This window comes from Ferrithrix thermotolerans DSM 19514 (assembly GCF_900128965.1).
Classification (GTDB): Bacteria; Actinomycetota; Acidimicrobiia; order Acidimicrobiales; family Acidimicrobiaceae; genus Ferrithrix; species Ferrithrix thermotolerans.
The window spans coordinates 1-13,339 of sequence record NZ_FQUL01000049.1 but is presented as its reverse complement, the minus strand read 5'-3'; the positions used below and the strand labels follow the sequence as shown (position 1 = coordinate 13,339).

Here is a 13,339-nt window from a genome sequence, read left to right as displayed (position 1 = left end):
ACAAGACCGAGGCGGTGAGAACCTGGCTCCTTCGCCATCTGCGATTTGTGTTCCACTTCACCCCGACGTACTCGTCCGCCGATGTTCCAGGTTGAGCGCTTATTCGCAGCCCTGACCACCAAGTACCTCCAGCGCAGCGTGCATCGCAGCGTCGCCGAGCTCACCCGTGGCATCAAGGAGTGGACTGACAACTGGAACAACGACCCCAAGCCCTTCATCTGGACCAAGAGCGCCGACGAGATCTTCGCTTCAATGCAGAAATACCTCGAGCCTACTGTTCTTGAAGCCACTTGTGACAAGGGACACTAGGTTGGCTAACTTCTCTCCCGACTGAGATAGGGTTCTCTGAGTAAGCTTTAGGCCGCCTGGTGAGGACTTAAAGCTCGCTATGTGCTGGTGCGTTCTACTAGAGTAGTTGGGGTGATGGTGGGGTTAGGGCTGTAGCTAGTTCTCTGTGACGCTGATTCACCAATTCCTTCAAAAAGGGTAACTTATGATGTGTGCTTAGATGGGAATTGGATACGCGTCCATCAAATGCCGTGTTGGTGCTAGAGCAGTATTTTAGCTCTTTAGGCGCTAAGTGACTTCAAATGCTTTTTCGGAGACGTTGTCAAAAGAAGATATAGTCCTTTGCCATTCACTGTACCTGCACGGTACGCCGTCCAATGAAGCGGTTCTCGAGTTGTCTACTGTTGGAAGTGTAGTTATTGCGGAATAAATCACGCGATCGATTGCACTTGTAACGAAGGAAGGCTTTCTGCTCTTACCACTGTGGCCAACCCGATGGAATCGATCCGGTGGCAGGGTCATTTTGCAAAACGCCGCCGGGGCCTCCAAGGGAAGTAAGCAGTTGAGAGAAGTTATACCCAAAGGCGGTTGAGTTTGCTCCGTAGAACTGACCGTATATGGCAGCCATCGTCGTACCATCACCTGCTGGATTAGCCCATCCAGTCTCAATTCCGGAAGGTCCGTTATAAAGGGTACCTATGACCGTGTTAGGTGTCACAGTTTCACCCGGCGTAACATCTGGATTGACTGACTCTGCCACGTAAACTACGTCGCCAGCAGCGGGACCGTTTGTCAGCCGATAGGAGATGTACACCCCGTTAGGCCAGCCACCGTTGTAAGTATTCAAAACAACTCCATCACCTATTGCATATATGGGACCCGACCCGTTGAAGTCAACACCCTGATCGATTCGTTCGGAGACTAGGCCGCTTATGGCTCTTAGGGGATTCTCGTAGGCGCTCGAAGACACAATCGGCGCTGGACTGGGGTTGTTTGTGCTGCCTTGCGTAGGTGCAGAGGTGTTGTTCGCAGCTGCTTGTTGTGCAGCTGCTTGCTGTGCAGCTGCTTGTTGTGCAGCTGCTTGCTGTGCAGCTGCTTGTTGTGCAGCTGCTTGCTGTGCAGCTGCTTGCTGTGCAGCTGCTTGTTGTGCAGCTGCTTGTTGTGCAGCTAAAATCTGTTCTTGTTCTTGCTGTGCGACCAGGGCTTGGACTTGAGAGCTGGCTGAGGATAGCTGACTTTGAGCTTGAGCTATCGCCTCTTGAACCTTAGTTTGATAACTTTGAGCCGCCGCTACCATGGATTTTTGTTGAGCTTCTAGGTCATTGAGACTCTGTACCTTGGTCTTCAACTGTTCTTGTGCAATTTGGTACTGAATGACCGCCTGTTGTTGGATTGAGGAGGCTGTAGATACATCTTCCTGCACTACCTCCAACGAACTCGGATTGCCTTGAACGGCGACAAACCATGAAGGAATGGAACCACCTTGTATGAAGAGATGTACCGCCTCAGCGGTTACCTTAGCGTGGAGAACCTTGATCTCTTGGCGCTTCGCGCTGATCTGACGTTGAAGCAGGGCGATAGTAGATTGTGTCTGTTGCAGCTGTGCCTCGGTCTCCTGGTAGCGGATAGACGCTGATTGAATCTGTAGACGCAACTGATCTATTGTGTTAGTAAGGGCACTGACCTGGTCTTTCGCACTTTGCAGCTGGTTTGCGGATGCTTGACCTGAAAAGCCAAGGGTAGATGCTGCTATTGCAAATCCTAAAGCTACTGCTTTCTTAGCGAACTGTGGCCTTTTGCTTCCTTCTCCTATTGTCATATTTTCTACTCCAATATTTGAAACTCTCTAGTCCCAGACGTTCGTCTAACTTGAACCACGTTATCCGATTACGCCCTGTGGCTGCCCCGCTTCTACATAACTTATCTTTCACCAGCAGTTATCGGTCAAATGTGCCTCTAGCTAAATCGTCGATGTCTAGATTTGGACGCTATCTCTTGGCAAGCGAGGCGACTTTGCATTGAGTTAGATACCGACTCACCAAAAGACTTTCTACTATACGCCAGCATTCCAGGGAAGGTCTTATTGCGAGATGACTACGAGAAAGATTCAGGCTAGAAAAGCTGTGTCATAGGAGGTAATTTGAGGCTAGTCTAAATGGAAAGCGTCGAGATTCCACTTTAGACATCGGTCGCTCTTTAGAACGGCCAGCGATTAGATCTTCGACTTTCAAAGCGGTACTGTCCGACTCAGTTCACTTCCTCGTAGCTAGGGTACGATAGATGTGGGGCACGGTCGTGGTATGTCTCACCAGGTGGCCCGAAGGAATATTTGAAGGGTGAGTACCTGTGTCGCAATAGATGAAAGCCATAAGAACAGGCAGTTCAAGCGTAAGGTAGTAAGACCCGTAAGATCGTCTTCATCGACGTTGATCGGCCGGTGTTGGGAGTCGTAGTCACTAAGTTACCCGTGCAAATAATCACGATCAGAGTCGTACATCAACTCGATATGGGTTGTCTAAACTTATTCGTGGACTTCGTAAATCTGTTATGACCGAGAGTACGTTTCCAAAGACATCAACGGGTAACACCGTCTCATTTTCCTTCTCACCGATACAGATAACCCCGGTATCAATGCTAAGAGGCACAACAGGAGAGCAAGGATACGTTCCGGTTGAACGATTGAGCGGTGAGGCGAATCGATTCTGACATGGTAAGGTAAGGTGCCCAGACGGACGCTAGTTTTTCCACAGTAAAGTTAGCCTCCAGAGCGTATACTCCAGCGAGAATAGATTCAGCGGCTCCGTCTGCTAGCATATGAACTCCAAGTACTCGTCCCGTGTCCCCGTCCGCAACGATTTTCACCAGTCCTTTAGTGTTGCGGTTGACCAATGCTCGAGGAACGTAACTGAGGTCAAGCACTCGACAGTCGCAACTGTACCCTGCTTCTATGGCAGCTTGGTCGGTGAGACCTACCGATGCTATTTGAGGAGTAGTGAATGTGACCCGTGGGAGGGTGCGATAGTCCACTTTGCGTCCAGCGTTCGATATTGCGTTGTCCGCAACTATAGTCCCGTGTTGTCCTGCAACGTAGACGAATTGTGGAGCTCCAGTTACGTCACCAGCTGCAAAAACTTTTGGATTGGTCGTTTTCAGCTGGTCGTCAACTAAGACCTCGCCTTTAGGACCAACCTCCACCCCCATATGTTTCAGGCCTAAATTTGAAGTATTTGGTGTCCGGCCGGTAGCGATGAGGATGGCGTCTCCTTCTAAATGGAGATTTTCCCCGAGATGCTTTAGATCGATCTTGATGTCCTTTCCTTCTTGCCGTACGGATTCAACTGCAGAACCTGTCAGTACCTGAACCCCTTCTTCCACCAAGACGCTGCGAAGCGTCTCAGATATCTCTGGCTCCTCAAATGGAGCTATGCGATCTTGAAGTTCAACGATGGTGACCCTCGCCCCTAGGTGGCTAAAGAGCTGTGCTTGCTCGAGTCCGACTGCGTTAGCACCTATGACAATTATGTGTCTCGGGAGTTCCTCGACCTCCATTGCTGTGGTCGATGTCAGGAAGTTGACCGATCCAAGACCCGGAATAGGTGGAATAAACGGAGAGGCACCTGTGGCTATCACATAATGAGATGCTTGTATCTCCATATCTTCGTTTTCTTCGTGACGCTTCACAGATAGTGAACCATTTGGCGCAAATGAAGCTACTCCATAAGTAATCTCAAAACCGTAGACTTTGGCAAGATCTTCATATTTTTCTTTTCGTAGGCCTGTAACCATGTCTCGCTTGCCAGCTAACAATGCCTTCATGTCTACTGGACCTACATTGGTGTTGATTCCTGGAAACATCTGAGTGAGAGCTATGTGGCGAGCCTCTGCGGCTGCAAGAAGTGCCTTAGAAGGTACGCATCCTACATTTACGCAGGTTCCTCCTATTATTCCCTGCTCTATCAGTACAACACTTGCCCCGAGTCCCTTGGCGTGAATGGCAGTAGAGAATGCGGCGCTTCCTGAGCCTACTATGGCAAGATCGTATGTTGACTTATGGTTCAAAGCCATGTACCTGCTCCTTTCCTATGATCCTCAGGCGGTCATCGTTGTACGGGCCTTCGTGTTCTAAAAAAACACACTAAAAACACTCCAGTTAACTAGAAGGATCATCTTTCTTTAGATTCTTGAAAAATTAATTGATTAGGTCCCACGGGTACCAGGAGATCGCATCTTCAACTGTAAAAGTGTCCGCTTGATGTGAAAAACAGAGTCATTGGACAGTTACTGAGACTTTGAGCATCATGCACCAAGGGTCCCATCAAGCGGGTGATCAGGTATTGATACAGAATCTCTCAAACAGTTTGCGAGCGGTGTTAGGGTCTTAGACCTGTCGGTTACAGTCATCTTGTCCCAGTTGACCAAGTCTGGTGAGTTTCGAAAGGAAGCCTGCTGTAAAGCAGTTCAACAGTCCGAGCTAGACGTTTGGGGGTATCATCGCTAGGCCGCAGTGAAGGTTATGATGCTGCTAGCCGTGTCGATGTCTACTTTCTGATCAACCGCGCGCATAAGGGCATTCATCTCAATGATTTCGGCGACTGCGACCATATTGTAGCTAGTAGATAAAGTTAGTTGACTTTAATGTTACGGTTTAGGTTGAACGATTCGGTTTTGTAGATCTACGGAGTAGCGCCTTTAGACAAGGTGCTTTGGGCGATAAATATTCTAAGGTTTTTACCGCCGAAGTCCTGTATACACCTCGACACGGAGGGCAACGCGATAAGTGTCGACTGGTGTTTAGGGATACGTGGTCCAAGAAGAGGTAAGCTACCTTTAGATTGAGCGACTTGAGTGGTTTTCGTAAGAGTTCCCGTGGTTGCTCTGATTGTTAGTGGCCCTAGAGTAGTGACCGCTACCTAGGTCGAAGATCGTTTTTTCATCCATCTCAGCTTGGTGAAGAGCCAACCAAGATCAGAGGGTAAGCGTTCTGCAAACCATGGATGTCTTATTCTTGGGTAAGGATTATGTGTCTTTAGGTTTGGCCTTTAGAGGGTATCAGTTTGCCTAGTTTTTTTAGTAGCGAGGAGAGAGCGTCGTTTGAGATAGAGTATATCATCCAACGCCCTTGTCTCTTAGATGTCAGTAAGCCCGACTCTACGAGAACCTTGAGATGGTGAGAGATGGTCGGCTGTGACTTGTCGGTTGGAACGACAAGATCGCATGCACACATCTCTTGTCTTTGTGCGCTTGCTATTAGAGCAAGAATCTTGAGGCGAATGGGATCGGACAGTGCGTGCAAGACGGCTACGTCTGAGACGCTAAAGATGATCTCTTCAGTCGTCACGTGGAGGCCGACATCTAAAGTAGGTTCGTCTTCGATCTTCACGTCCAAGACCTTTCTAATTTTTGCTTATTTTTTATAGTTGGATTCTAGGCACTAGACAGTCGTATCTCTTCGCAACGTATATATTGATAAGCGTCAATATATACGAAAGGACATCTCGGATGAGAGTGGTTATCGTTGGGGGAAGTGACGCAGGGGTTTCAGCTGCACTTAGGATAAAACAACTTCAACCCGAGTTCTCTGTACAGATTCTTACTAAGGATCATCACCCCAACTATTCGGTGTGCGGTCTTCCTTATCTGCATTCCGGTGAGATCGGTGAGTTTAGAGATCTATTCCACAGAACACCTGATGATCTTAGGTCGCTTGGGATTGACTTGCGATTGGGTACCGAGGTACGGGAGTTGAGTTGCGATAAAAAGAAAGTATTCACCGAGCAAGGGGAGGAGATCTCCTACGACACTCTGATCTTGGGCACCGGTGTTCTGCCGCGGAAAGTTCCTGAACTATCGGATCTTGAAGATGGTCTCGTCCACTACCTCCACTCACCGTCTGACGGTGAAGCGTTAGAGGTCTTTATTCGCCAGCGCCATCCTGAGAAAGCATTGGTAGTTGGAGCGGGATATATAGGTGTGGAGATGGCAGAGGCCTTTCAGATCAGAGGTATTCATACATACCTGATCGAACAGAACGATCAGATCTTTCCTTCAGCGGAGTTGAGTCATGCAGAAAGGATTCAAAGAGCTCTTATAGAAAACGGCACAGAGGTCCATACCTCATGCGGTGTGGTGACTGCGAAATCCACGGAAGACGGCAAAGTGGTAGCGTTGCTGACAAACGGCATGGAGGTGTGTGTCGATGTAGTTGTTGTCGCTATCGGAGTCATTCCCAACAGCTCGCTCGCTAGGAGAGCCGGAATCGAAACGAACTCCCAGTCGGCCATTGTTGTGGATGCTTTGATGAGAACGTCAGACCCCTCGGTTTTAGCAGCCGGTGATGTTGTGCATACCTACCATCGCATGCTGAAGCGATTTACCTACCAACCCCTGGGATCGACGGCTCACAAACAAGGAGCAATAGCTGGTGAAGTGGCTAGCGGTTACCTAGATCATCAGTTTATGGGTTCGGTCGGTACGCAGGTAGTAAAGGTCTTTGAAGATGTCTTTGCGACTACAGGACTAAAACAGCAACAGAGCGTGAAGGAAGGATTCACTCCCCTGATGGTCGAGATCGAGGCCGATGACCATAAGGCATACTACCCAGGAGCCAAGAAAATATCTCTATCGATCCTGGGTGACCTCAGGTCGGGAAAGCTTCTAGGTGTACAGATGTATGGTAAAGCATCGACCGCTGTGCATAAACGTATTGATGTTGCTGCAAGTGCTCTTTATAGTGGTCTGAGTGTGTCAGAGCTCCTTGATCTTGATCTAAGTTATAATCCGCCTTTTGGGAGTCCCTGGGATCCACTACAGGTAGCTGCGGCAGAGTGGTTGAAGCGGTCTGGTCACTTCGAAAGATCTGTCTTTTGATGCAGCTCTTCTTGGCATCATTGGTCTTTGTTGTCACGTTGATTCTTGTCATATGGCAGCCGCGCAAACTGGGGATAGGGTACAGTGCTTTAGCTGGGGCGATTATCGACCTTCTGCTGGGGGTCGTGAATCTCCACAACGTACTTACGGTGTGGTCGATCGTGTGGAACGCCACCTTTACCTTCGTGGCTATCATTATTATTTCCTTGATTCTTGAGTGGGCCGGTTTTTTTAGATGGATGGCGCTACACTTCGCAAGACTAGGAAAGGGTCGTGGAGTCCGCCTGTTTGCCATGGTCGTACTCCTTGGGGCAATTATTGCGGCGATGTACGCAAATGATGGCGCAGCACTCACGCTTACTCCGATAGTTGTGGAGCTGATGTTGGAGCTAGGCTTTACCCCCGATACTTCGCTGGCGTTTATTATGGCGTCTGGCTTTATAGCTGACACTGCAAGCCTGCCGTTGGTAGTTTCAAACCTGGTTAACATCGTGTCGGCCGACTACTTTCACATCGGGTTTGTGAGCTATGCCAGCGTTATGGTGCCGGTAGACCTGGTTGCTGTTGGGGGAAGCCTTATCGTGCTGTACCTGTTCTATCGAAAGGTTTTGCCCACTTCATACGATGGATCCAAGATGGAAGTTCCTTCCAGTGCAATTAGAAACAGAGGGACCTTCAGAGTTGGAGTCCTGGTGACTCTACTTCTTCTGGTAGGTTACATCCTCTCGGGTACGGTCCATGTTCCTCTGTCGGTAGTTGCTGGAGCCGGAGCGCTAGTTCTAATACTAGTTGCCGTTAGAAGCTCTCAAGGGGTTGAGGTCTCGTCATCGACGTCAGTCGAACCGAGAGAGCCATCAACTGTGGAGATTAGGCGTCTTCTAAAGGAGGCACCCTGGCAGGTAGTGGTTTTCTCTCTTGGCATGTACATCGTAGTTTACGGTCTAAAAAACGTCGGTCTGACTCAATATCTCTCCATGGTGATAGACGCTATGGCAAAAGGAAGCCCCTTATTTGCGTCGGTTGGGACCGGTATTTTGATAGCTTTCTTGTCCTCTGTAATGAACAACATGCCTACGGTTTTAGTGGGTGCCCTATCGATCAGCGCCGTTCCGGTTACCGGAGTGACTCATAGTATCTTGGTCTATGCGAACGTTATCGGTGCCGACCTTGGTCCCAAGCTTACGCCAATAGGGTCTTTGGCTACGCTGCTTTGGCTTCATACACTAAAGCGAAGAGGAACGGATATATCGTGGTCGAGTTATATAAAAACCGGATTTGTGCTTACCATTCCGCTTCTGCTGCTGGTTACGACAGCACTTTTTGTGAGGCTTGTGTTGCTTTGAAGTGCTCAAGGATACTTCAATAACACTTGGCAAGCCTCGGTTGGATCAAGATCGGTTTACTCTACCATAACGATCTTGGCGATAGACTGCGACGGTGCAACGGATCCGTTTGTAGGGTGAGTCTACTTTTTGCTTGCGGGTCTTAGACGGCAGCCCTAAGTTAGGCTGCCGTCGAAAAGAATCCTCGCAAGTAGAGACTTGTTTGTTCAATGCGTGATCTCTATATCGCCACTGACTCCCCGTATCCAAAGTAGTGACTCTTTCCCTGTGAATAACGGTTCAAAGCCTCTTGTATGATCTTGCCTATGCTCTGGATTTCAGTCAAAAACCCATCATGACCAATGTCCGACTCTATGATGTGTAGTCCGGCACAGTTAGGAACGCTCTCGGCGATCTGGTGCTGTTGAGATACTGGGAAGAGTCTGTCCGAGGAGATGCCGATAACTGTAAGTGGAGCATCGATACCCCTCAACGCATGTTCGATGCCACCTCGACCCTTTCCGACGTTGAAATCGCTCATCGCCTGGGAAAGTCTTATGTAAGAATTGGCGTCGAATCGGCTCACTAGCTTGTCACCGTGGTGAAGCAGGTAGGAGAAGACCTCGTAGTCACCCAAGGGAGTCTTGTTAGCGCCAAACCGACGCTCCATCTCATCTGGACTTCTGTAGCTAAGGTGTGCCAAGGCTCGTGCTAGTCGGAGTCCGTTATCCGGTGACGTACCAAACTTGTGGTAGTTGCCGTGGTGAAAGTTCGGATCACTTTGAATAATCTGAATCTGCAGAGACGAGAGAGCGATCTGTTCTGCAGTAGCAGAGGGTCCGACAGCCAATAGAAAGATACTCCCGCTTGACTCTGGGAACCTTACTCCCCACTCGAGCGCCCGCATACCCCCCATGGAGCCTCCAATCACTGCGACATAGCGGTCGATTCCGAGCAGATCGGAGAGGGCTCGCTCCACTCTTACCTGATCGCCTACGGTAATCTGGGGGAACCTTGAGCCATAGATCTGGCCATCTGGGGAGATCGATGTTGGTCCAGTCGTACCTTGGCATCCTCCAAGGACGTTCGGGCAGACAACAAAGTATTTGCGTGTGTCGATCGCTAGACCAGGACCTATAAGTCCGTTCCACCATCCCGGTGTTGGGTGATTGTGGTCTTGTTCTCCTATGACATGAGAGTCACCGGTGAGGGCGTGAAGAACTAGAACGGCGTTTGATGCTGAGTCGTTTAGGGTTCCCCAAGTTTCGTAGGCGACTTCGATCGGCCCTACATTTACTCCGCTCTCAGTTTCAAAACTCTCGAGAACTCTAACTTTGATTTTCCCGCTAGTGGTTATGGTAGACGGTGAAGTCTCTTTGAACAACTCAATCCTCTTTGGCAGCACGGAAACCTGCTTCAAGGTCGGCCAGTATGTCGTCGATCGTCTCTAGTCCGATTGAGAGACGGATAAGGTCTGGAGTAACTCCTGAGGCTAATCTTTCTTCATCAGCTAGTTGGGAGTGTGTGGTGGAGGCAGGATGGATCGCAAGGCTCCGCACGTCTCCAACGTTTGCCAAGTGACTAAATAGCTCAAGTCCTTCGATGAATCGCTTCCCGGATTGGTCGTCTCCTTTTATTCCAAAGCTTACGATGGCTCCTGCACCTCTTGGCATGTACTGTTTCTGTCTGAGATGCCACGGACTTGTCTCCAAGCCAGCGTAGGATACCCACGCCACGTCGTCTCGTGCTTCAAGCCAGCTTGAAACCGCTTGAGCATTGGCAACGTGGCGCTCCATTCTTAGACTGAGCGTCTCAAGACCGATAAGAAGCTGGAAGGCGTTGAAGGGGGATATTGTAGGTCCGATATCACGCATGTATTGCAGTCGTGCCTTTAGTATGAAGCGTGCAGATCTCAAGGACTCTGGCAACTCTGAGTAGATAAGTCCGTGGTAACTGGAGTCAGGTTGTTCGAAGTTAGGGAACCTCCCCGACGCTTCGAAGTCAAAGCTTCCCCCGTCTACAATCAGGCCACCTAACGATGTACCGTGACCACCAATGAACTTAGTAGCCGAATGCACTACGATATCGGCTCCGTGACGTAGGGGTTGGGCAAGGAAAGGGGTAGCCAGGGTGTTGTCTACAACAAAGGGAATACCGTTTCTGTGCGCGATCTCTGCAATATTTCGCAGATCGACGATGTCGCCTTTGGGGTTGCCGATCGTCTCAGCGTAAAACGCTTTCGTGTTGGGACGAATGGCCGCCTCCCACCGCTTCAGATCGTCTGGATCATCTACAAAGGTTGTCGAGATTCCCAGCTTCGGCAATGTGTGGTGTAGGAGGTTGTATGTACCTCCGTACAGTGACGATGAAGCGACTATGTGTCCTCCACCTTCCGCCAGGTTCGTAAGAGCCAGCGTGATCGCTGCCTGACCGCTAGAGGTTGCAAGTGCGCCGACCCCACCTTCTAAGGTCGTGACTCGATCTTCAAGTACAGCTTGAGTGGGATTGCCGAGCCGGGTGTAGATGTTGCCTAGTTCCTCCAAACCAAACAGTGCTGCAGCATGATCTGTATCACGAAACACGTAGCTGGTGGTCTGATAGATCGGTACCGCCCTAGATCCTGTGGTTGGATCGGCGGAGGCGCCTGCGTGTATTTGCTTTGTCTCAAATCCCCATTGGGACATCTCTAATTTCCTGCCTTTCGTACGTGGACTGTAAAACTTTCATGGTTCGCTTTAGCTGTAATACTGTGTTGGTCACGAGAGCCTACGTAAAGGGCTCTATGGCCACATAAGTCGAAACTGTTTCGTTATTATCAGGGTGGCTCATGTAGGTGATTGTCTTACCTGAGCTAGGGTGACTGGTTTTTGCACTTCATATGGGTTGGTATCGCATATCGGAGACGTCGCTACCGGAACTGCCTATCGCCTTGTTCCCTTTGCTTTGGGTCGACGATGTCGATCGGCGTGTCGAAACTAGAAACTGAGTTCTATCAGACCCATGGAGAAATACCCTAGGTCGAATGCATCTTAGAGCGTTTGCCCTTGCGCAACGTCGTGCGAGTTGTTGGGTAAAGCCGTTGTGTAAGCGATCCATGACCTTCTTGCCTCCCAAGTCTCAATGGGAAACCGAGCATGGTAGCTTTGGCTTCCCGCCTTGTCGACTGACCTCGTCGACCAGCTCTTCCTCCGGTAGCACCGTCTTGCGGGAGCGGTTGCCATTCTGTCATGCCGGAGGGCTTACGACAGAATTCTTGAGCTAATATCACTTTATCGTCAGAATCGAGAATTTCTGTAGATCTGTCAAAATTTTTATAAATGACCAACGATTCGTTGAAGAGGGGAGTGTGGTCCATTAGTGATCTGGTCCCTTAGCACATCTCAGTGCGTCAATGATTTTATTAGGGTACGGTTCCCAGTAGGGGAGGCCTTGGACCTCTGTCATCGAAGGTAAGGAAGCTAGAGTTCTGGTCGTTTGATGCAATGGACGATGCACCGCATGTGTCCTTCGCTTAGGTTTTCCAAAAATCTTGCTTGTGGATTGAGCCTCAAGATAAGATTCGAAGCCGTTACTGTGCGTCTTTTGAACTCAGTTGATTCTATGTTAGTTGTCAGAGTGCTAAGGGTCAAAGGCTGTCAGGGTTGTAGGTTCCCCGCTATAGGCCCAACAGGCCGATGGAACGAGCCTTTTCAACAGCGTCTTTTCTGGAGTGAGAGCTGGTTTTACGTAAAATTGCAGCTCCGTGTGCTCTAGCAGTGCCAACGGAGATCTGAAGGCGTTGAGTGATTTCGCTGTAGGACAACTCTTGCGACATCAGAACGAGGACTTGCAGTTCGCGTTTGGTGAGTAGACATGAGCGCTCAACATATCCGATGTTCTCGAAGTCGCAAATCGTTTGTGAAAAAGTGTCAGCATGCCCTTCGTTGAAGTCCGCTCTTGCTAAAGTTCCCTCTCCGTGTCGCTTAACCTCGATGTATCGTTCCAGATGAGTAGCGCCACGCAAAGGGCTGTCAGGGTATTTGGGGACGAGACGGACCGTGTTAATGGGCTCGGTGAAAGAACTTTCTCTTGGAAATTTACTGTGGATAAGCGGGTCTTCGGAAATAAGTGGTAATCCGGTGCCAAGATCGACCAGGAATCGGTTTGTTGTTTAGCGTTCTTGGGTGTATGGCCAGATTGAAGCCGTCATTTTGAGAGGTCTAGGCTACACAACCTATGAACGGGCAAGGAAAGCTAAGGGGTTCTTTATGGTGTCTCACTTATTGGGTTGGTTGGATCCTGTTACGAACCAAGTGCGCTAGAGAGCTGCGTTGTCACCGGGGTAACCGTTCCTAGTAGTGACCAGTCAGGCTTACCAGCAATTAGGAGCGCTCGGATTCTAACCTGAACTTACCCCACCCAAACCCCCCTTTTGTACCCACCACCAGGGACGATGGCTGAGTCTGGCATGAGAGTGTAGCCAGTAATATCCTTGACAGGGAGAGATATGTGTGTTGGTATTAGGTTATAGGTAGGGATAACGCATCAATGCATGTCTCTCACATCGTGAGCGGATAAGGCGAGAAGGAGTACCACTCCTTCTTGGTTCGGCGTAGTTACCGCCAAGACGGCAAGGTCAAGCATGAGACCATCGCCAATGTCTCAAAGCTACCCATGGAGGCCATTGAGGCACTGAGTCTCGCACTTTCTAACAAGCCAGTCATTGAGGCTGGCGCTGACTTTGAGATCTTGGACGCAAAGAGGCTTGGTGCGGTACGGCTCTTGCATACCCTCGCTCGCAACGAGGGACTCGTTCGTGCCCTTGATGTTGATTCACGCGATCGAGTTCATTTACGCTTGGCCCTGGCGATGATCATCGCCCA

The 13,339-nt window shown here is 49.7% G+C and carries 9 protein-coding genes, 1 pseudogene and 1 riboswitch; of the genes and pseudogenes, 4 read left to right on the top strand and 6 right to left on the bottom strand.

Going from position 1 to position 13,339, the window contains the following annotated elements:
• Window positions 1–81: 81 nt before the first annotated feature.
• The gene (locus BUA24_RS10835) at window positions 82–309 is read left to right on the top strand and encodes a hypothetical protein (RefSeq protein WP_072792424.1); all 228 of its coding nucleotides are present in this window, start codon (window positions 82–84) and stop codon (window positions 307–309) included.
• Window positions 310–763: 454 nt separating this feature from the next.
• On the opposite strand, the gene BUA24_RS12630 is transcribed toward BUA24_RS10835, so the two are convergent.
• The 3 genes from BUA24_RS12630 to BUA24_RS10820 all read right to left on the bottom strand — a co-directional run bounded on the left by BUA24_RS12630 (window position 764) and on the right by BUA24_RS10820 (window position 5,668).
• Window positions 764–2,107 carry a coiled-coil domain-containing protein gene (locus BUA24_RS12630; RefSeq protein WP_178138810.1) on the bottom strand — a complete coding sequence of 448 codons (1,344 nt, stop codon included), beginning with the start codon at window positions 2,105–2,107 and terminating at the stop codon, window positions 764–766.
• Between the two features lie 815 nt (window positions 2,108–2,922).
• Window positions 2,923–4,353: a mercury(II) reductase gene (gene merA / locus BUA24_RS10825; protein ID WP_072792420.1), complete on the bottom strand. Its 1,431-nt coding sequence runs from the start codon at window positions 4,351–4,353 to the stop codon at window positions 2,923–2,925.
• A gap of 961 nt (window positions 4,354–5,314) precedes the next feature.
• Entirely contained in the window at window positions 5,315–5,668 is a 354-nt protein-coding gene (locus BUA24_RS10820; RefSeq protein WP_218587472.1) for an ArsR/SmtB family transcription factor, read from the bottom strand.
• Between the two features lie 119 nt (window positions 5,669–5,787).
• Between BUA24_RS10820 and BUA24_RS10815 the strand changes: the two genes are divergently transcribed.
• Entirely contained in the window at window positions 5,788–7,155 is a 1,368-nt protein-coding gene (locus BUA24_RS10815; protein WP_072792418.1) for an FAD-dependent oxidoreductase, read from the top strand.
• Window positions 7,155–8,498, top strand: a complete 1,344-nt coding sequence (locus BUA24_RS10810; protein WP_072792416.1) for an arsenic transporter — start codon at window positions 7,155–7,157, stop codon at window positions 8,496–8,498. The genes BUA24_RS10815 and BUA24_RS10810 overlap by 1 nt, the downstream gene beginning before the upstream one ends.
• A gap of 220 nt (window positions 8,499–8,718) precedes the next feature.
• Here BUA24_RS10810 and metX read toward each other — a convergent pair whose 3' ends face one another.
• The 3 genes from metX to BUA24_RS13465 form a co-directional block, all read right to left on the bottom strand.
• Complete coding sequence (gene metX, locus BUA24_RS10805) at window positions 8,719–9,897, bottom strand: homoserine O-acetyltransferase MetX (protein ID WP_218587471.1); 1,179 nt, start codon at window positions 9,895–9,897, stop codon at window positions 8,719–8,721.
• Window positions 9,863–11,161, bottom strand: a complete 1,299-nt coding sequence (locus tag BUA24_RS10800; protein WP_072792414.1) for a bifunctional o-acetylhomoserine/o-acetylserine sulfhydrylase — start codon at window positions 11,159–11,161, stop codon at window positions 9,863–9,865. The genes metX and BUA24_RS10800 overlap by 35 nt, the downstream gene beginning before the upstream one ends.
• A 463-nt stretch (window positions 11,162–11,624) precedes the next feature.
• Window positions 11,625–11,736, bottom strand: a riboswitch (SAM riboswitch).
• Between the two features lie 396 nt (window positions 11,737–12,132).
• On the bottom strand, window positions 12,133–12,480 hold the full coding sequence (locus BUA24_RS13465; RefSeq protein ID WP_072792412.1) for a response regulator transcription factor: 348 nt from the start codon (window positions 12,478–12,480) through the stop codon (window positions 12,133–12,135).
• A gap of 578 nt (window positions 12,481–13,058) precedes the next feature.
• Here BUA24_RS13465 and BUA24_RS10790 point away from each other — a divergent pair.
• Window positions 13,059–13,339: pseudogene (locus BUA24_RS10790) on the top strand (IS1634 family transposase); the annotation flags it as partial.